The sequence below is a fragment of the Vibrio sp. genome (assembly GCF_047973365.1).
In the GTDB taxonomy this organism is placed as follows: domain Bacteria; phylum Pseudomonadota; class Gammaproteobacteria; order Enterobacterales; family Vibrionaceae; genus Vibrio.
In genome coordinates, this window is record NZ_JBKEBW010000088.1 from 1 (window position 1) to 19,065 (window position 19,065).

17 protein-coding genes are annotated in these 19,065 nt (G+C 43.9%); 6 read left to right on the forward strand and 11 right to left on the reverse strand.

The window, feature by feature from the left end; all coding sequences use genetic code 11:
- Window positions 1-202 precede the first annotated feature (202 nt).
- The 3 genes from ACK5MF_RS11645 to ACK5MF_RS11655 all read left to right on the forward strand — a co-directional run bounded on the left by ACK5MF_RS11645 (window position 203) and on the right by ACK5MF_RS11655 (window position 1,418).
- The gene (locus ACK5MF_RS11645; protein ID WP_416922375.1) at window positions 203-682 is read left to right on the forward strand and encodes a NifB/NifX family molybdenum-iron cluster-binding protein; all 480 of its coding nucleotides are present in this window, start codon (window positions 203-205) and stop codon (window positions 680-682) included.
- Window positions 683-774: 92 nt separating this feature from the next.
- Window positions 775-981 carry a (Na+)-NQR maturation NqrM gene (gene nqrM, locus ACK5MF_RS11650; RefSeq protein ID WP_416922377.1) on the forward strand — a complete coding sequence of 69 codons (207 nt, stop codon included), beginning with the start codon at window positions 775-777 and terminating at the stop codon, window positions 979-981.
- Window positions 982-1,001: 20 nt separating this feature from the next.
- Window positions 1,002-1,418, forward strand: a complete 417-nt coding sequence (locus ACK5MF_RS11655) for a PaaI family thioesterase (RefSeq protein ID WP_416922379.1) — start codon at window positions 1,002-1,004, stop codon at window positions 1,416-1,418.
- Between the two features lie 30 nt (window positions 1,419-1,448).
- On the opposite strand, the gene ACK5MF_RS11660 is transcribed toward ACK5MF_RS11655, so the two are convergent.
- The gene (locus tag ACK5MF_RS11660; protein WP_416922381.1) at window positions 1,449-2,561 is read right to left on the reverse strand and encodes a Fic family protein; all 1,113 of its coding nucleotides are present in this window, start codon (window positions 2,559-2,561) and stop codon (window positions 1,449-1,451) included.
- Window positions 2,562-2,694: 133 nt separating this feature from the next.
- Here ACK5MF_RS11660 and ACK5MF_RS11665 point away from each other — a divergent pair, with 133 nt between their 5' ends.
- Window positions 2,695-2,835, forward strand: coding sequence for a hypothetical protein (locus ACK5MF_RS11665; RefSeq protein WP_416922382.1), 141 nt, complete (start codon window positions 2,695-2,697; stop codon window positions 2,833-2,835).
- 262 nt (window positions 2,836-3,097) lie between these two features.
- Here ACK5MF_RS11665 and ACK5MF_RS11670 read toward each other — a convergent pair whose 3' ends face one another.
- The 7 genes from ACK5MF_RS11670 to ACK5MF_RS11700 all read right to left on the reverse strand — a co-directional run bounded on the left by ACK5MF_RS11670 (window position 3,098) and on the right by ACK5MF_RS11700 (window position 11,854).
- The gene (locus tag ACK5MF_RS11670; protein WP_416922384.1) at window positions 3,098-3,838 is read right to left on the reverse strand and encodes a GntR family transcriptional regulator; all 741 of its coding nucleotides are present in this window, start codon (window positions 3,836-3,838) and stop codon (window positions 3,098-3,100) included.
- Between the two features lie 99 nt (window positions 3,839-3,937).
- On the reverse strand, window positions 3,938-5,152 hold the full coding sequence (locus ACK5MF_RS11675) for an OFA family MFS transporter (protein ID WP_416922386.1): 1,215 nt from the start codon (window positions 5,150-5,152) through the stop codon (window positions 3,938-3,940).
- Between the two features lie 104 nt (window positions 5,153-5,256).
- Window positions 5,257-6,210 (reverse strand): PfkB family carbohydrate kinase, encoded by a 954-nt coding sequence (locus ACK5MF_RS11680; RefSeq protein ID WP_416922388.1) that lies wholly within the window; start codon window positions 6,208-6,210, stop codon window positions 5,257-5,259.
- Entirely contained in the window at window positions 6,200-7,222 is a 1,023-nt protein-coding gene (locus tag ACK5MF_RS11685; RefSeq protein WP_416922390.1) for an ADP-ribosylglycohydrolase family protein, read from the reverse strand. Before ACK5MF_RS11685 ends, ACK5MF_RS11680 begins: the two co-directional genes overlap by 11 nt.
- A gap of 57 nt (window positions 7,223-7,279) precedes the next feature.
- Complete coding sequence (locus ACK5MF_RS11690; RefSeq protein WP_416922392.1) at window positions 7,280-8,566, reverse strand: nucleoside permease; 1,287 nt, start codon at window positions 8,564-8,566, stop codon at window positions 7,280-7,282.
- Between the two features lie 581 nt (window positions 8,567-9,147).
- Window positions 9,148-10,980, reverse strand: a complete 1,833-nt coding sequence (glmS, locus tag ACK5MF_RS11695) for a glutamine--fructose-6-phosphate transaminase (isomerizing) (protein ID WP_416922394.1) — start codon at window positions 10,978-10,980, stop codon at window positions 9,148-9,150.
- A gap of 112 nt (window positions 10,981-11,092) precedes the next feature.
- Complete coding sequence (locus ACK5MF_RS11700) at window positions 11,093-11,854, reverse strand: DeoR/GlpR family DNA-binding transcription regulator (RefSeq protein WP_416922396.1); 762 nt, start codon at window positions 11,852-11,854, stop codon at window positions 11,093-11,095.
- Between the two features lie 426 nt (window positions 11,855-12,280).
- Between ACK5MF_RS11700 and pykF the strand changes: the two genes are divergently transcribed.
- Complete coding sequence (pykF, locus tag ACK5MF_RS11705) at window positions 12,281-13,693, forward strand: pyruvate kinase PykF (protein ID WP_416922398.1); 1,413 nt, start codon at window positions 12,281-12,283, stop codon at window positions 13,691-13,693.
- Window positions 13,694-14,291: 598 nt separating this feature from the next.
- Here the strand turns inward: pykF and ACK5MF_RS11710 are convergent.
- From ACK5MF_RS11710 to ACK5MF_RS11720, 3 genes are all read right to left on the reverse strand, one after another.
- Window positions 14,292-16,145: a GGDEF domain-containing protein gene (locus ACK5MF_RS11710; RefSeq protein ID WP_416922400.1), complete on the reverse strand. Its 1,854-nt coding sequence runs from the start codon at window positions 16,143-16,145 to the stop codon at window positions 14,292-14,294.
- 146 nt (window positions 16,146-16,291) lie between these two features.
- Complete coding sequence (locus tag ACK5MF_RS11715) at window positions 16,292-16,987, reverse strand: oxidative stress defense protein (RefSeq protein ID WP_416922402.1); 696 nt, start codon at window positions 16,985-16,987, stop codon at window positions 16,292-16,294.
- Window positions 16,988-17,085: 98 nt separating this feature from the next.
- Complete coding sequence (locus ACK5MF_RS11720) at window positions 17,086-17,997, reverse strand: LysR family transcriptional regulator ArgP (RefSeq protein WP_416922404.1); 912 nt, start codon at window positions 17,995-17,997, stop codon at window positions 17,086-17,088.
- Window positions 17,998-18,106: 109 nt separating this feature from the next.
- Here ACK5MF_RS11720 and ACK5MF_RS11725 point away from each other — a divergent pair, with 109 nt between their 5' ends.
- Window positions 18,107-18,739 carry a LysE/ArgO family amino acid transporter gene (locus tag ACK5MF_RS11725; protein ID WP_416922406.1) on the forward strand — a complete coding sequence of 211 codons (633 nt, stop codon included), beginning with the start codon at window positions 18,107-18,109 and terminating at the stop codon, window positions 18,737-18,739.
- Window positions 18,740-19,065 lie beyond the last annotated feature (326 nt).

Consider the following 19,065-nt stretch of genomic DNA (forward strand, 5'->3'; position numbering starts at 1 on the left):
ATTAACCTTCTCTCTATACATCCACTGCCTATACATCAATTGCGGCGTTGACGACGACCGAGAGCACTAAACTTGCAATTTTGGCAACTCTGCTTGCAAAAATATTATTTGCATATGCCATAAATCGATCTTATAAATAGCATATGCTATAAATATATAAAGCGATAAATACTGTCAGCCTTGTGCTGCAAGGAGCTCTATCATGATCACTGCTATTCCAATTGAACAAGATCGCATTGCCAATCACTTTACCAAAGCCAGCCAGTTTGTTTTTTATGATCAGCAAGGAAACTGTATTGCCACCGTTACCAACCCAGCACTTGACGCCAACTGCACAGGCAAAGAGGCACTCATTACACTGCTTGAACAGCAAAACACTAGGCAGATCATCGTCCGCAACATCGGCGAGCGAATGCTGGCGAAATTACTCGCCTGCAAATTTGTCGTATTGCAAGCCAAAGGCGCACCAATGTTCCCAGCAATTGTGCAAAACCTAGACCAGTGTCAACCGTTGACTGAAGCGTCACAAGGTCGCCCATCACACCACTTTGCTAAGTCTGGTTGCGCAGCACACCATCCTAATCACGATGCCAACCACTCATGTCAGCACCATCATCACAGTGGCACGTGTTGTCACGATCGTCCGCACGATGGCAAACGACGCGGCTGCTGTCATCATTAATTGACTACCCAGCCACATTAGTCACATTCAGCACGTAGGACGCTGCTGCTACGATAATCGATGATTTGCTCGTATTACGATTAAAGGAGCTTATGCTGTATTTTATTACTTTTGCTGCGCTGATGGTGGTCATCGGCTTGATGGCGATTGGCGTTATATTTGGCCTTAAGCCGATTCAGGGCAGCTGCGGTGGGCTTAACCGGGTCGGTATTGAGCGGGAATGTAACTGCGAAACGACTTGCAGCGAGCACCGTAAAACCCTATATCAGATCCAAGAACCATCAGCCAAGAAGTCATAAACCATGAAGATCGTTAAACCATGAAGGTCGTTAAACCAACCCGCTATCAACATAGTGTGGTCTGCCAAAATGGTTTTTTTAATCCCAGTACGGGATTGGAATTTGTGAAAATTGCCGATGGAGAAGTACAAACTTCACTGGTCGCCACTGAACAAGCTCAAGGATATGATGGTGTCATGCATGGCGGAATGGTAAGTAGTCTGCACGATAGCGCTATGGTTCACACTCTGTTCGCACTGAATATTCACGCCATGACTGTTGAACTGACGGTACGTTTTATTGCTCCAGTGCCCCTTTATACCCCACTACGAGTGGTCGCACGGCAAATTAACCAACGCCGCAACATTCATTATCTTGAGAGTGAGATCTGGGCAAATGGTGAACGCTGCTCCAGAGCAAGCGCGAAATTTATCCATCAAATGCGAGATGCAGATTAAAATTGATACCATCTCGATAAAAATTTATGACTACCCGGCAATTGTCCCCATTAACATGTACCTCGTACTGCGACCACCAGCCCCTGATTTGACGAGGCACCCGAGCTCGACAAGAGCTGCCAAATGCCTAGTTGCTGTTGGCTTACTCACTTGAGCAACTTTGGCATACTGAGATGTATTGATGCCATCCGGAAAGTCTCCATCAAGCATACGGTTGAGAGCCTTAGCTTGCTCTCCAGACAAACGAGTTTGATCCACTCGGCGCCAAAAATTGGTTTTAAATACGGTTTGATCTATCTCTTTTAAAGCAGCTTTAAACGTTTCATTTAGCGTATCAAGAAACCACTTGAGCCACGCCGTGATATCCATACCGCCTTTTTGAGTACGTTCCAAAATTTGGTAATAACTCTTGCGGTTCTCTAGTATCACAACCGACATCGCGTAAAAACGTACGGATTGTTGCTCAGCTTGAGCTAACGCTAGGTCAGTAAGGAGTCGAGTGATACGACCGTTGCCGTCATCTAGTGGATGTAATGTTACAAACCAAAGGTGTGTAATTGCCGCTCGCAACAAGGGATCTAGTGATGTATCGGTCTTCGATGTGTTGAACCACACTATAAATGCTTTAAGCTCCTCATCAAGAACCTCTCTCGATGGAGCTTGAAAATGCACAACTGGTTTATCCAACCGCCCGGACACCACTTGCATAGGCTCGTCATCTCTTAGTGTCCCCCCCACAATAGGGTTAAACATCGTATAGCCTTCAGGAAACAATAGAGTGTGCCAATGTAATACACGCTCAAGAGTTAACGGGGCTTCAAGGTTGTTGACTGCATCCAACATGCTCTCTGCCAGGCCATCCGTTTGCTTTGTCGTTGGAAAGTGGTTTTCTTCGGAAACGCCTAATTTACTTGCAAGTGATGAACGCACAGAGAACGCATTCAGCTTCTCGCCCTCTATTGCACTAGAATGGACGATATTCGCCAATAAGGTATCAAGTATGCTTTGAGTTTGATCGACTGGTTGACAAAGCATTTTACCAAGCAAGACGCCTTGATTGAGACGCGTATTTCTCAACAGCGGTTCAATAATACTGCTATCCCAGCGAAAGTCAGGCCAAGACTTTTGTTCCCAAATCCACATTGTTACCGACTCCTGATTCGAATAATACAAATATTCAACTCATATTATGATTAGATTAATGTAATTATTCAAATCAAAACATGATTAAATTATTGCAAACATTCACATCAGCACTTGATGGGGATAAAGAATAATGGAACGAAAACGTACTAAGCTTCTTACCCCGCTGAACGTTCACTTGCCAACTTCTTATCACCGCGAGTTACTGTACGATCCGAAAGTGACTACTCACCGCCCTGAGATCGGGCGTGGGTTTACTGTAGGAGAGGAATAAAGTTTCATACTGGTTGTCTTGAGCATCCACAGATTAATCGGCCCCATTCAAACACGTTTCTGGACAAAAGCTGTTTAGCGTTTTTACTTAAATTAGCAACATACGGATAACTTAAAGTATGGATAATTCACTTTACTCACTGTCCATAACCAGTGGTACGCATCACCAACGAGCATTTTAGATCTTTCAGACATAAAGACTACCTATGAAAGGAGGTTAAGTTTCGCTCTAAACCAAACATTTAAAACATACTAAATTTTGGTTACTCACTCACAAACACATAAAGGTCACCACGGCAGTGGTTAATACTGTATTCAATTGGGCGGCCCGAGCTATCAAACGCAATTTGTTCAATCAGCAAAACGGGTGTATTTGAATCGATGTTTAACTTCTCTAGTGACTCTTCCGTTGGCATTTTGGCTGACACACGGCTTTTCGTTCTTGATGGTTCAATATTTTGGCTGTGAAAATAATCGTACAACGACATTTGGATTTCATCGGGATCATGAATCAGCTCTGAAGGAACGTAAGATTCTTCTATTGATACAGCTTGCTCATCAATGTAACGAACCCGCTTTAAAAGGAACACTTCCTCACCCTCTTTGAGATGCAGGGTTTCTGCAATCTCAGCAGAACAAGGTATGGTGTCTTTCTTAATCCAGAGTGTATCCGGCTTTTTCCCTTTCAAAACAGCTTGCTGAGAGAAACCGGTCGCGGCTTTACCTGAATACTCAACTGTATCACTGATCATGGTTCCCAAACCACGTGAACGGACAATAACACCATCTTTATCAAGAACATCTAACGCTTTTCGAATCGTAATTCGAGAGACACCAAGCAGCTCACTAAACTCACGCTCTGTCGGGATAAAATCCCCGCCTGTTAAGATCTTTTTTTCAGTTGCCACTTTTACTGATTCAGAAATCTTCATGTATAGCGGAGATTTGTCTTTCTGTTCAATTCGGGCTTGTATGAGTTCAATAAGTGGCTGGTAGGTCGTCATAAAGTTCTTATTCTTATCAGCAATTTCAGCATTATACCGATATCAGAATGGGATGGGTAGGATGAAGCTGAAGCACGAATACTTCAGCTCTAGTTCGTATCATACCTTCGCAATAGCTTCTTCCGGTTTATTGATTGGTCTAATCAAAAACAGTAATAATGCCGCTACTAAAACGAGCACGGCACAAAGAGAGTATGCATGATTGTAGCTACCCAAAGTATCTACCGACCAACCAGCAAGTACAGGTCCAATGAATCCACCGATGCCCCATGCCGTGTATAAAATGCCATAGTTAGTACCGAAGTTTTTCAATCCATAAAGATCTGCCATCACAGAGGGGAAGACGGCAAGCAAAGTACCGTACCCAATCCCTGCGAGTCCGGCACCAACGATTAAGGTAAACGACGAATCAAACTGAGAAAACAACAGCATGTTCACAGTTTGCAATATCATCGCGAAGCCAAGAGTTTTCACCGCACCAATCTTATCACTCAGAAGCCCGGCTGCTAATCGCCCACCCGAGTTAAATACGGCCAGCGCGACAACTAAGTAAGCCCCATTACTAATTCCCGCTTGCTCTGACGCAATTGAGTTAATGTTCGCAATGATCATGAGCCCCGCAGAAGCCCCGAAAGCGTAAGCAAACCAAAGCAAATAAAAAGGTCGTGTTGACAACATATCTCGCCAAGCAACATCGTTACTTGGCATAACGGCTACTGATTCCTGTTTCGCCTTAGCAGCAACGGGTTTAAAGTCCTTTGGCGGATTTGTAAAAGAACAGGCTAATGGAACAGTGATCAATAACAAGCCTGCACCCAGAATTTGTAAACCGACATGAAGGTCAAACTTAACAACCAGATAGCTAGTAAGAGGGGCAAGATAAAGTGCCGCTAAACCAAAAGCTGTCGCAAGCGCCCCGTTTACCAAGCCTTTACGGGAAGAGTGAAACCACTTCATTGCTGTTGGATTTAGGCAAGCATAAGAAAAACCAATGCCTGTTCCAGTTAAAACACCGAAACTCAAACAGAGATTAAGCGGTGTAATCGACATGCCTGACAACAGCATACCGCTACCTGCCATCAACACTCCCGTAATCAAAACCTTCTTTGGACCGAACTGATCTTGTATCCGCCCAGCAACCAACAATGCAAGTGATAGTGACACAATAGTGATGGTATATGGCAAAGATGCCTGAGTGTGACTCCAACCTAAATCAATGAGAGCATTTTTAAATACACTCCATGTATAAAGCACACCAATGCACAGGTTGATCCCGCACCCTGCTGCGAGAATTCTTTTCGCTTTGTTATTCATAAACAGTACTTGATAACATCGCCGCTGAACGAGCGATTTTAGGCTGTAGAGATGGAAAAATAAGGCTTAACTAGGTGTTAAGCCATAATCGAGAGCAGACGGTTTTAGTATTGACTCAAATATTCTGAAATTTGCTCAACAGTGGGGGCGCAGTCTCCACCTTCATGGCTCACAACATACGAAGCAACAGCATTGCCAAGTAGAACAGCATCGGCCAAATCCCATCCCGAGCTTAAGCCCGCTAAAACACCACCAGCATGAGTATCCCCCGCGCCAATCGTATCAACTACATCAGCAGAGAATGGCGCGACAATACCGTGAGAATCACCATCGCTAAACAACGCACCATCACTATCGATCCGAAGAATCAAAGGACATGCGTAACGCGAGTACCACTGTTCAACAAAACGTTCACTGCCTTGCATTCCCAGATGTTCAGCCTCTTGACGATTAAGCGAGATTATTGGCTTAAGAGATAACAGACGCTCAAGTAAGGTTGCCTCAATATGAGCAATACGCGGTCCAAAGTCGATAAATAGTTGTATCGTCTCAGGTAATGTTTCTAGCCAATTTACTATTTCTGTCCCGCACGCTGACGCAAGCTGATACGCAGACAAATAGATAATTGCATCGTCGCTGATCGTCAGCTGACTCAAGTTTTTCTGATTCCAGTTATTTTCGACTCCGCTTACAGAAAGAAAGGTTCTTTCTCCGTCGGGTTCAACGAGCGCTAAGCACCAACCGTTATCACCACTCAAGTCCGTTAAACTGCTTTTCAGGCCTTTCTCTTCCATAGAATGTCGGATTAGGTCTGCCCATTTGCCATTCCCAACAGGCAAAGCATTGGTAGACTGAAGTCCGAGCCTGCTTATCGCAATCGCGATGTTAAGTGCACAACCGCCTACATGAATCCCCTTTTCCTGCATTTCCAGATCACCACCCCGCTGAGGTAAGCACAGGGTCTCCGTCACTATATCAACTACCGCAGCACCAATTAAACACAACTGACGTTTATTGGTGAGCGTTGGAATCAGCTCAATTAATGCGTTATGAGGCATAACCCTGCTCCTTAGTTTCTCGTAGAGAAAGGAACTTGCGTGCATAGTCTTCAAAATCCAACTGGTTTTCATCATCCAACTGCTGTTTGAGATCCGTGTCTATGGCTTGGATGCCATGTAAAGCGCCACAAATTGCCGTTGCCATTGCACCAATAGTATCTGTGTCACCACCTAAGTTAGCGCACAGAACCGCACAGCGATTAGGATCCGTTTCAGCCAATTCAACCATAGCAATGGCAGCCGGGACCGATTCAATCGTACTGACGCCCGCGCCCACCAGGTTATACACTTTCTCCATACGCTCTTCGATACCACTTTTCTCGCCAGCCACCATCAATGCCAGCTCAACACGTGACGCCATAGATGCGCTGAAAGTTGTCACATGTTTAGTTTGAGCGGCACGTGCAATCGCTGGTAACTGGTCTTTAATTTGTGCCCACGAATGTCCTTCTATCGCCTTAGATACTGCCCATGCAATCACTACAGCTCCGGAAATAGCGACGTCAGATTTATGCGTAGGGCTTGATGCCAGTGCCACTTGCTCAATGAAGTCATCAAGGCTATTTGTGGGCATTAAGCAACCCACCGGCGAAACACGCATTGCTGCGCCATTGGTTACACCATTGTTTTCCAGTTCACTGATTGCAACGCCCTCTTTAATTGAGCGCATCGCCGCTTTCGAACTTGGACCAAAGATATTTTTATTAAACGCATCAAAGCCTTCTGCCCAACTCAGTACGTTTCGTGCAACTACGTCCGGTACAATATCACCATCACATTCAATAATCGCATCCGCGAGTGCCAGTGCCATTGAAGTGTCGTCAGTAAACTGACAAGCTGTGAAGTAACATGCTGCGTTGTTTTCTTCAGGACCGTCGAGAAAACGGTCAATCCAACCAAAGTGGGACTTGACTCGACTACGAGGCCACAACTCAGATGGCATCCCCATTGAGTCACCGAGCGCTTGACCGTAAAAAGCTCCGAGGATTCTGTCTTGTTTTGTAATCGTCATCTTACTTACCAAAAATAGGGTTAATTATCCTGCCCAACTTAATGGGCAGGGTTAAAATTAAGCTTGTGCTTTTTGCTGTGAGTTTGAAGAATCAGGCTGAGTCTTAACATCAATAGGTTTGATCTCGCCATTTGGCTCACGAAAGAAGTAAATAAAGATAGCCAGGATGATCGCAATCATGATGCCACCGAATCCCCACATACCTGCCCAGTCAAACGTTAGGCCATTTTGTGGAGTGTCGTATGCGAACATTTTCTCCATTAGAACACCACCCAAACGGTAACCAAGTAAACTACCGATACCCTGACAACCAAGTGTGATAAGACCCTGAGCCGCCGTACGCATGTGTGCTGGTGCTTTCTTGTCTACATAGATGTATGCAGTAACGAAGTAGAAATCGTAGCTCACGCCGTGAAGCAAGATACCCAAGAATAGTAACGAGTATAGGTACCACGTATCTGCACTGCCGTAGACAAAGAATCCATAACGGATAGCAGCCGTGGCAAGACCAAGAAGCAATACCTTTTTAATACCAAAGCGTTTGGTAAAGAATGGCAATGCAAGCATAAAGAAAATTTCAGAGAACTGGCCTAACGTCATCCATCCAGTTGCGTTACTCATACCAACTTCAGTTAAGTAACCATTTGCAAAAATGTAGTAGAAAGCAAGTGGCATACTAAACATGAATGAGCACACAAAGAACGCTAAGAAGTTTCTGTCTTTTAAAAGCACCATAGCATCGAGACCAAGCATTACTTTCAGGTCTAGCTTGCCCGTACTTTTCGGTGGAGTATTAGGTAGTGAGAGAGCAAAAACACCCAGTACTGCTGAACTTAGCGCTGTAATCAATAACGGAATATTGCTTGATGAAATATCACCATAGCCTAACCAAGATGGCAGGAAGCCAATTGCAATACCTGAAGCAATCCAACCGATCGTTCCCATTACACGTATACGCGGGAAGTCACGCTCTACGTCACCGACATTAGAAAAAGCAATACTGTTGGTTAATGCAATGGTCGGCATATACGTCAGCGAATAGCCAAGTAAGAGCGGAAAGAAAGTAGAGAACTCAGTTTGCTGCGCTGCAAAGTACATGAGTACCGCACCGGCAAGTAACATGACAGACAATACTTTTTGTGCCGGGAAGAACCGGTCTGTGATTGAGCCTACCAAAATCGGTGATAAGATCGCCGCAATAGCAGTACAAGCGTAAGACCAGGCAATTTCAGTTGGCGTAAAGCTATTAGTATTAAGAATTTGCCATAGTGGAACGAACCAAGCGCCCCATATAAACCATTCAATGAACATCATGAATGATAGTTTGATGTTAGTCGTTTTCATTTTTTATCCTTAGGTACTGTAGGGTACGAAACAAATGGTATGACATTGAACAGTACCAATACAATACCAATGTAATCCTTTTGTGATCTTTGTATCACCAAACCGGTTTAAGTTTGTTCTAACCTAGATGGCATAAAAAATGTGGAATTTGAAGTTTGGATAAATAATAGTTAAGTTTTACTAAGTATATTTAAAGCTCGTGCATCCATTTCGATAACTTTTCTCAGGAAAATCGAGCCACTGAATAAGCCATGAGTAATACGACTAACTTAATTGGGGGAAATTCGTGTCAGCCGATACAGTGCTGACAGGTAGAGAAAAGCCTGTATCAATGTCTCTTGCAGTCAGTTTGCTCTAAATGGAGATTCGACTCGGATAACTTTAAGTATCGAAAACTCATTGGTGCAGTTTGCCACTAATGATCCCAGTTAAAAAACAATGGGGCATAAACGTTTCAAAAATGGCAGCGTACTCTGCTCGCTGCCATTTAAGTATGAAACTTTAATACTCAGTATGATTCTTTATTACTCAGTATGAAACTTTATTCTACTCACACAACCAAACCCACACCAACCCATTGATTACTCAACAGTAACTGCTTTTGCCAGGTTGCGTGGTTGGTCAACATCGGTGCCTTTAATTAGTGCTACGTGGTAAGAAAGTAGCTGCATTGGCACTGTGTAGAAGATAGGTGCAGTGATTTCACTTACGTGCGGCATTGGGATGATTTTCAACGTCTCATCCGCTTCAAAACCGGCTTTTTCATCGGCGAATACGTAGAGCAAACCACCACGGGCACGTACTTCTTCAACGTTTGATTTTAGCTTTTCAAGCAAGTCATTGTTTGGCGCAATAACCACTACTGGCATATCTGCATCAATCAGCGCCAGAGGGCCATGTTTTAGTTCACCTGCCGCATAAGCTTCCGCATGAATGTACGAGATTTCTTTAAGTTTAAGCGCCGCTTCCATAGCAATTGGGTAGTATTCACCGCGACCTAAGAACAGCGTGTGATGCTTATCGGCGAAATCTTCCGCTAATGCTTCAATTTGTTTATCAAACGCTAATGCGCTTTCGATTTGCACTGGCAGCGCATGAATTGCCTCAACAATTTCCGCTTCTTTAGTTGCATCGATGCGACCTTGTTCTTTACCAATCGCAGTAACAAGCATCAACATTGCTGCCAGTTGCGTGGTGAAGGCTTTGGTTGAAGCAACACCAATTTCAGTGCCTGCGCGAGTCATAAAGGCGATGTCTGATTCACGAACCAGCGAAGAGCCAGATACGTTACAGATAGTCATTGCTGCCATATAGCCTCGCTCTTTAGCAATACGTAGCGCCGCAAGTGTATCTGCCGTTTCACCGGATTGAGAAAGGGTAATTAGCAAGCTGTTTGGACGAGTCACAAAGTTACGGTAACGGAATTCAGAAGCGATCTCTACGTCACAGCTAACGCCGGCAATATCTTCAAACCAGTAGCGAGCGGCCATACCAGAGTTATAAGAAGTACCACACGCGATGATCTGCACGTGTTCTACTTTCTTTAAGATCTCAACCGCATTGACACCGATGCTTTCAGTGATCACAGCGTTATGAGTGATTCGGCCTTCCATGGTGCTTTTCAGCGCCATTGGCTGCTCAAAAATCTCTTTTTGCATGAAGTGGCGGTATTGACCTTTATCGCCCGCATCGTGTTCGATGTTTGATTCAATGATTTCACGCGTAACTAGCTTGCCAGCTTGGTCATAAATAGTCACATCACGACGAGTGATTTCAGCCACATCACCTTCTTCTAGGAACATAAAGCGACGAGTCACACTTAAAAGTGCCAGTTGGTCAGACGCCAGGAAGTTTTCACCAATACCTAAACCGATAACAATTGGGCTGCCTGATCGCGCAACAACGATACGGCTCGGGTCTTTGCGATCAAGCGCAACAGTACCGTATGCCCCTTCTAGCTGAGCGGCTGTTTTTTGTAGTGCTTCTAACAGAGTTTCTGATGTACGTAGCTCCCACTCAACAAGGTGTGCAATCACTTCGGTATCGGTTTGCGAAACGAATACATAGCCACGTTCCTGAAGCAGAGCACGAAGCTCTTCGTGGTTTTCGATAATGCCGTTGTGAACCACAGCAATATCACCAGAAACATGTGGGTGAGCATTCACCTCAGAAGGAACACCGTGGGTTGCCCAGCGAGTATGAGCAATACCAGCACCGCCACTAACCTGTGCAGAATCAACAGCATCGGCTAACTCTTGAACCTTACCTAAACGGCGAATACGAGTTAAGTTGCTCTGCGCATCAACAACCGCGACACCCGCTGAATCGTAACCGCGATACTCGAGACGACGTAAACCTTCTACCAGAATTTCAGCTACATCACGCTGTGCAACAGCGCCAACAATTCCACACATGTTATTACTCCATTATTTGGTTATCTAATGCTCTCTACGGCGGCAAGCTATACCTGATCAAGCTATATCTGATATACAAGCAATACCTGATGTAGAGGTTGATTAATTGTTATCAGGCACGAATCACTCGTACCTGATGAGATTCTATTTTTGCGACAAGTTCGTCAGACAACCCTTTGTCTGTCACCAGAACATCGATTTCTTGCCATGGCAGCTCTAAATTTGGGATTTTTCGTCCCACTTTGTCCGATTCCACCATCACAATCACTTCTCTGGAAACTTCCGCCATGACTTTGCTTAAACCCACTAGCTCATTAAATGTCGACGTTCCTAGTTCAAGGTCGATGCCATCCGCACCAATAAACAACTGATCAAAATCATAGGAACGAAGAACCGATTCAGCCACTTTGCCTTGGAATGATTCAGAATGTGTATCCCAAGTACCGCCTGTCATCAGCAATGTCGGCTCGCTTTCCAGTTCATTAAGCGCATTGGCGACAGTCAAAGAATTGGTCATTACGATCAGTCCATGTTTATCATTAAGCTGTTTGATTAGCGCTGCAGTAGTACTTCCACTATCAATGACAATACGGTTGTGGTCTCGAATCAACTTTGCAGCAGCTTTCGCTAGCGTTTCCTTTCGAACTGAAACTTTTGAGTTCAGTTCATCATTGACAACTTCTTTAGGTAAAGCAATGGCACCGCCGTAACGACGAAGTAATTGACCATTTTGCTCTAGTGATGCCAAGTCCTTTCTAATTGTGACTTCTGATGTTTCGAATTGAACAGATAACTCTTCAACACTGACCTCACCCAATTGATTGACCAAATTTGCGATGGTGTGTCTTCTTAATTGCGTATTACGTTTTGACATGACACTCACTAGATTAAGTTTTGAAACGAAAGATATTATATTCAAAACGAAACATTTGTGTCCATTTATTTTGATCTAAAAAATTAATATTTCTGGCTAAAACCTTGTCCTAAGACAATTCTTAAGCAGTGATATTGAAATGATTAGGTGTTAGAATTCGCACCCTAAAGAAAAAAAATTACAGAATGGTGTGTGATACTTTTGTAATTTTGACCAAAGCTAGTGATATATATCACATTAATATGAAGATACACCCTCAAAAGATAGTCATAAAATGACTAAACCTTTTGTAAGACTTTCAGTTTTGGAGTGAGCAGTACTCGAAAAAGAAATGTGGTAAATAGAGATAAAATTGCCGCCATCGAGACCATTCTTAAGCTATATATTAACTTTCAAATTGATAATATTCACCGGAGAGACTCTTCCATGAAAAAGACCAAAATCGTATGTACGATTGGCCCTAAAACTGAATCGGTAGAAGTATTAACTAAATTAGTTAATGCTGGCATGAACGTAATGCGCCTTAACTTTTCTCACGGAGACTTCGTAGAACACGGTACTCGTATCGCTAACTTCCGTAAAGTTATGGAAAATACTGGCAAACAGCTAGCAATCCTATTGGATACTAAAGGTCCAGAAATCCGTACTATCAAACTAGAAAACGGCGACGACGTTGAACTAGTAGCAGGTCAAGAGTTCACTTTCACAACTGATACTTCAGTTATCGGTAACAAAGACAAAGTAGCGGTAACTTACGCAGGTTTCGCAAAAGACCTATCAGTAGGTAACACTATCCTTGTTGATGACGGTCTAATCGAGATGGAAGTTGTTTCAACAACTGACACTGACGTTATCTGTAAAGTTCTAAACAACGGCGCACTAGGCGAGAACAAAGGTGATAACCTACCAGGCGTTTCAGTTAACCTACCAGCACTATCTGAAAAAGATAAAGGCGACCTTAAGTTTGGTTGTGAGCAAGGTGTTGACTTCGTTGCTGCTTCTTTTATCCGTAAAGCTTCTGACGTTCAAGAAATCCGTGAAGTTCTAGCGGCGAACGGCGGTGCAAACATTCAAATCATCTCTAAAATTGAAAACCAAGAAGGTGTGGACAATTTTGACGAGATCCTTGAGCTATCTGACGGCATCATGGTTGCACGTGGCGACCTAGGTGTTGAAATTCCAGCTGAAGAAGTAATCTTCGCACAGAAGATGATGATCGAGAAGTGTAACCGTGCACGTAAAGTTGTTATCACTGCAACTCAAATGCTTGATTCTATGATCAAAAACCCTCGTCCAACTCGTGCAGAAGCGGGTGACGTTGCGAACGCAATCATGGACGGTACTGACGCAGTCATGCTTTCTGGCGAAACAGCGAAAGGTAAATACCCTGTTGAAGCGGTAACTATCATGGCACAAATCGCTAAACGTACCGATTCAGTACTTCAAGCTGAACTAAGTGACCGTTTAGATAGCCCACGTCTACGTATCACTGAAGCGGTATGTAAAGGTGCAGTAGACACAGCTGAGAAACTAGCAGCGCCACTTATCGTTGTTGCAACTGAAGCGGGTAAATCTGCTCGTTCTGTTCGTAAATACTTCCCAACAGCGCAAATCATTGCAGTAACAACCAATGCAAAAACAGCAGCACAACTTGTTCTTTCTAAAGGTGTGACTCCAGTCGTTGTTGATACTTACGCAAGTACTGATGACTTCTACCGTCAAGGTAAAGAAATTGCGCTTTCTTCTGGTCTAGGTAAGAAAGGCGATATCGTGGTAATGGTTTCTGGTGCTCTTGTGGCTTCAGGTACAACTAACACTGCATCTGTACACGTTCTTTAATTAGAACTTCAGAGAGACAAAAACCAGAGCAAATGCTCTGGTTTTAGTTTTTTGACAAAGTCGGTGTTCGTTTTATATCCGTCATCCTGGAAAATACGCAGTATTTATCCAGGATCTCGCTTTTGCGCATGATACTAGGATTTAGATTCCTGCCTTCGCAGGAATGACGATATTGAGTTTGTCATCAGTCTGAAAACCAGAGCAAATGCTCTGGTTTTTTTATAGATCTGTTTCTTATCGATCAGGTTCAAAACGACATTAACGGTTCGTTTCTTACCAGCCAAAAAACTCTTTATGGTGAGTGTTAAGTAATAACACCATGAGAAGAAAATAAAGCGCGCTGAATTTAATTCCTAGCACCAATAAAGAACTAATTGTTAGCCTCACTAGAAAATGATTAACCATACCCTGCCTCATGTGCGTGCTTGATTTCCTGCTTTTTACTTTGCTGAGCTTAGCCAGCCGAACTCAGCAAATTGCCACAATTGGGAAAATCACATCACTACTGATGAAAAAAACAACAGTTTACTTATTGTACAGTTTAGCTCAAGTGAAATTTTAAATTAGACTTTAGTCGACTTGTAACAAAAATATGACATCAAGCAACTTCATCGGTCGTAAGACAGACAGAAACTTGATTTCGCCCCAGAGTTTTCGACTCATAAAGGGCAATATCGGCACACTTATAAGAACGGGTGCGGTCTTGAGAAAGGTCTGAAATGCCGGCGCTGATCGTTACCCCTATACTTTGGTCTAACTCTATAGCAACCCGCAAGCGCTCCACGACTTTCACCGCTTCGCTGATCGGTGTGTGTGGCATAATGACCGCAAACTCTTCACCACCAACACGAGCGAGAAAATCCGTCGTTCGCAGTTGCTGTAACAAAGTTTTAGCCACCTGAATGATCACCCGATCGCCTTGATCGTGACCTTGTTCATCATTCACACGCTTAAAATAATCAATATCAAACAGTGCGAGGCACACCGCGTAATGATCAGGATAACGCTCAATCATCTGAGTCTGCTTATCCAGCTCCTGCTCAAATTTACGGCGATTCCATAGCTGACTAAGCGCATCTTTTTCACTTAAATCACGTAGCTTATTTTCTAACGCTTTACGTTGTGAAATATCCACCAAGGAAGTGATGTAATAGCTTATTTTGCCTCTTTCCAAAATCGCCTGAATCCGCATGATCGCAGTAATCAGATTGCTCTCTTGGGTGATAAGCTCAACTTCACCTTCCCAGACATGATCGACTACCAGTTGTTCAAGCACATTGAGCACAAACTCCATGCCACTATGACTGAGGAAGGCTTTCAGTGCATTGCGGCCATAAATCTCCTGACTGTTTAATCCGACCATCAGCTCAAATTCGCGGTTGACCTGAATGGCATGGTGATCTTTATCTGAAATCATCACCGCCGACATACCATTCAAGGCCGCACGAGCCAATTTACTCTCAATGTTGCGATGGTGGTAATGTAAAAACATCGAAATGGTCGGCAGGGCGAACACCAACATGATCATAAAGACAAAAAGCCCTTCTTTGACCAGATCGTTCAAATCACGATCCGCATTGTGCGCCAACACATCAGGCGTCAGACAGATAACCAACTGCATTTCTTGCTCAGAGAAGAGAGTGATCGACTGAAACACCAGCATGTAACCATCTTCTTCCACATAAGACGCATGCTGCTGTTGCATTGCTTGCCAGGTGCGCGGGAACTTCTCGGCAAAATTAAAATCTTGCCGTACATTTTCGGGGGAGCGCAAACGTTGCGGAGAAATCCCGTTGATCAGATAACCGTTATCCGCCACCAGCGCGGGAACCAAATTTTTTTCTGGTGCGTAACTCAGCCGGTAAACCAAGATCGAAGCATCAATATTGATCACGATATACCCCTCGCGAACACCATCGATCACTACAGGGGTAAGCAAACGGATCAGCGGGGTAAAGTCGTGCAACAATGAAGGTGAGCTATAATCTAATTCGATTCCCCAAGCACCGAGCGTGTTATCCGCCACGGATTGCCCATAACGGAAAAAACCGGCTCGAGAATGGTCGGTAAAAGTATGACGATCCGTCGCTTGCGCGGTAGAAAAGTCATAATCAATATGGATCTGCTCGATACCTTCTTTATCGATAAACGCGAGGCTATTTAGCCATTGCTGGCTCTCTGCGGTGGAGATCAGCATCTGCTCCAGTTGCTGATGAGCCTGCGTGTTAGGACTAGCGATATAATCACGCACCCATTGACCATTACGCAGAAAGGCCATGATCGACTCGAATTGCCCTTGTAGCTGCTGATATTCATGCTCGCTATAAGAGAGCTGCATAAAGGCATCGCGCGCAGAGTTCTGGTAACTCTGCGCGAGTGTTTGTTGGTAGCGCTGCTGATAATAGAGAATGATAGAAGCAGTGATGACTACACAAGCGATGAGAAGCATCATTACTATTTTCGAATATCTCATTGCTGATACAATTATTAGCTCAAAAAATGGGTTGGCTATTATAACAGCAATTATTTTGAACTGAATAAAAAACTAGCACTGTCATCAATACAGTGAATTATTCGACAGATGAATAAATAACTAGTTTAATCTAGCTCAAATACTACATTAACGTTATCACGAATAGTTAATTTGGCGTCCTGATAAGTATCTCCGACTGCCGATTTCTCATTAAAAGCGGTGGAACGCATCATCACCGGCTGATTCTGCGGTGAGTGATATTCTATACGCCACACTCCTTTGAGTTTTTTGCCAAAACCGACAGCAAGTTGCTGTGCCTTGTCCTGAGCATCGTTAATCGCCGCTCTACGTGCTTGCTGCTGATACTTTTCTTTATCTCGCACTTTAAGCTCAATGTCATCGACCTGATTGATATTTTCCTGCAGCGCGATATCCAGATATTGGTTTAGCTTGCTCAGATCATCAACATCCACCGTGACACTGCGAACAGCGCGGTAACCAACCAACTCAGCCTTGCCGGTTTTTGGATAGTGATACTGAGGTGTGATATAGAGGTTAGAGCTGCTGATCTGCTCTTTATCTACGCCCGATTCCATTAAACGCTGACTAAATGCGCTCACTACTGTATCGACGTTTTCTTTTGCCTGCTCCACATTCATCGTCACTTCGACCACTTTGACCGAAAATTGTGCCATATCCGGTGTTGCAACCACTTCTCCATATCCAGAAGTCACCACATGCGGAAAATTGAACTCTTGCGCCGCAGCGAGCGTTGATACAGAGCTCAATAGCATTAACAGCAATCCAGACAATGCCTTCATTTCATACCCCTATTTAACATCGTATCGCTCAATAATAGATGAAAAAAATGTCAGTCCCAGTATCCATGTCAGTAAATCACACAATCTTGACCAAATACTTACTGTGGCAGTGCTTTTCTCGCATATTCAACAATCGCTTGAGAGCATTTCTTCAGTCTTCCTGTTTCTAGCTGCCAATGGTGCCAATAAAGCTGTTGATCGATATACATACCCGGCGTGATATCCACCAGTCGCCCTTGTTCCAACTCTTGCGCAATTTGGATCTTCGGAATCATGCAGTAGCCGAAACCGGCGACGGTTGCCTTTACACACGCTTCAGAACTACCCACCGTGTGTTTCACCTCACAGACCATTTCACCAGCAAAATGCTCGTTAATAAATCGTTCGTTAACAAACCGCTCATTAACAAAATCATGCCTATCAAAGGCAACCGCTGGCGCCTTCTCAAATGCTTCGATGGTGACCCCCTGAGAAAAGTATTGCTGATAAAACTGCGGTGAGGCAACACAGAGGTAAGGCATATCTCCGAGTAAAACGGCGTTACAACCCGGTAGTGTTCGACAAGACTGACTGATTGCGCCAATGACTTCGCCATTTTTTAATTTATCAAGCGTTCTATGCTCATCATCCACCACCAGATGGATCTCCAGATGACTTTGCCTCATCGCATCGGCAATCGCTGGCAATAGCCATGTTGCTAAGCTGTCTGCGTTGGTCGCTATCGATACTGAAATCGGCTTTTCACCGATGTCATCGCTTAACTCAGGCAGAATGTCTTGTTCCAACACACACACCTGACGATAAAGACCAAGTAATTTTTGCCCGGCTGGTGTCACTTTAGGTGGTGTTTCTCGCACCAACACAGGCTGTGCTAACCATTTTTCTAACTGTTTAATTCTTTGTGACACGGCTGATTGTGATACGCACAATACAGCAGCCGCTTTCTCAAAACTTCTTTGCAAAATAATCTGATCCAAGGCTTCAAGCCATCGGTAATCTAATCCACGCATCGCTACTCCATAAGCATTGCTAATGACACATTAATATTATTAGTTTTATTTCTTTTTCTCCATGACGTATTTTTCTTGCCACATCTTTTAACTCGAATCAGAAACAACAATGAATTTATGGATACTGCTACAGGGATTTAGCCTAGGCGCGACAATGATCATCCCTATCGGTGCACAAAATGCGTATGTGCTTAATCAGGGCATAAAAAGAAACCATCATCTCACTACCGCAACAGTCTGTAGTGTTATGGATGTCTTTTTTATCTCTTTGGGCATTTTTGGCGGCGGAGCACTACTGTCGCAAAACGAGACGCTTTTGACCGTAGTGACGTTAGGCGGAATTGCCTTCCTGTCATTTTACGGCTGGCTTTCACTTCAATCGGCATTACAAAGCACCGAAATGCAAGAAAGCCAGCCACAAAAACTGGCACGAGGTCGACGAGCGGTGATATTAGGCGCACTTGCTGTTACGGTTCTTAATCCACACCTTTACTTAGATACGGTGGTGATTCTCGGCTCGATTGGTGGGCAATTTGAAGGACACGACCGCATCGCCTTTGCTCTGGGTACCATGACGGCTTCTTTTGTTTGGTTTTATGGCTTATCGATAGGCGCAGCGAAACTGGCGCCGGTGTTATCCAAACCTAAAACCAAGCAAGCGATTGATTTGATTGTCGCAGCGATGATGTTCGTTATCGCGTTTGCGTTAGCTAAAAGCCTTTATAACCAATGGTTCAGTTGAAATAGCTCGCTTATCGATAAGTGACATAAAAACGGAGGCAATTGCCTCCGTTTCAGACTGATGACAAACCCAATATCGTCATTCCTGCGAAGGCACAATGCTGATCGTTTAAAGAAAATATAACTACTTGAACGATCTTGCAGTTCAAGCAAACTAACTCTTCGTAACTGAGGAGTTAGTATGTTTGCCAATGAATTAGATGACCTTTCTACTTGCTATCCACTGAACACTGAATATCTTGAAGTCCTTAATGCACAATTGCCTATTGAATGGGTGAACGACGCGTTAAACCTAACAACACATGCAACGGTTCGTCGCCGTAAAAT

Excerpts from the sequence above, each read along its gene's own strand:
- ACK5MF_RS11645 (WP_416922375.1), top strand. The coding sequence starts at position 203 with ATGATCACTGCTATTCCAATTGAACAAGATCGCATTGCCAATCACTTT.
- nqrM (WP_416922377.1), top strand. The coding sequence starts at position 775 with ATGCTGTATTTTATTACTTTTGCTGCGCTGATGGTGGTCATCGGCTTG.
- ACK5MF_RS11655 (WP_416922379.1), top strand. The coding sequence starts at position 1,002 with ATGAAGGTCGTTAAACCAACCCGCTATCAACATAGTGTGGTCTGCCAA.
- ACK5MF_RS11660 (WP_416922381.1), bottom strand. The coding sequence starts at position 2,561 with ATGTGGATTTGGGAACAAAAGTCTTGGCCTGACTTTCGCTGGGATAGC.
- ACK5MF_RS11665 (WP_416922382.1), top strand. The coding sequence starts at position 2,695 with ATGGAACGAAAACGTACTAAGCTTCTTACCCCGCTGAACGTTCACTTG.
- ACK5MF_RS11670 (WP_416922384.1), bottom strand. The coding sequence starts at position 3,838 with ATGACGACCTACCAGCCACTTATTGAACTCATACAAGCCCGAATTGAA.
- ACK5MF_RS11675 (WP_416922386.1), bottom strand. The coding sequence starts at position 5,152 with ATGAATAACAAAGCGAAAAGAATTCTCGCAGCAGGGTGCGGGATCAAC.
- ACK5MF_RS11680 (WP_416922388.1), bottom strand. The coding sequence starts at position 6,210 with ATGCCTCATAACGCATTAATTGAGCTGATTCCAACGCTCACCAATAAA.
- ACK5MF_RS11685 (WP_416922390.1), bottom strand. The coding sequence starts at position 7,222 with ATGACGATTACAAAACAAGACAGAATCCTCGGAGCTTTTTACGGTCAA.
- ACK5MF_RS11690 (WP_416922392.1), bottom strand. The coding sequence starts at position 8,566 with ATGAAAACGACTAACATCAAACTATCATTCATGATGTTCATTGAATGG.
- glmS (WP_416922394.1), bottom strand. The coding sequence starts at position 10,980 with ATGTGTGGAATTGTTGGCGCTGTTGCACAGCGTGATGTAGCTGAAATT.
- ACK5MF_RS11700 (WP_416922396.1), bottom strand. The coding sequence starts at position 11,854 with ATGTCAAAACGTAATACGCAATTAAGAAGACACACCATCGCAAATTTG.
- pykF (WP_416922398.1), top strand. The coding sequence starts at position 12,281 with ATGAAAAAGACCAAAATCGTATGTACGATTGGCCCTAAAACTGAATCG.
- ACK5MF_RS11710 (WP_416922400.1), bottom strand. The coding sequence starts at position 16,145 with ATGATGCTTCTCATCGCTTGTGTAGTCATCACTGCTTCTATCATTCTC.
- ACK5MF_RS11715 (WP_416922402.1), bottom strand. The coding sequence starts at position 16,987 with ATGAAGGCATTGTCTGGATTGCTGTTAATGCTATTGAGCTCTGTATCA.
- ACK5MF_RS11720 (WP_416922404.1), bottom strand. The coding sequence starts at position 17,997 with ATGCGTGGATTAGATTACCGATGGCTTGAAGCCTTGGATCAGATTATT.
- ACK5MF_RS11725 (WP_416922406.1), top strand. The coding sequence starts at position 18,107 with ATGAATTTATGGATACTGCTACAGGGATTTAGCCTAGGCGCGACAATG.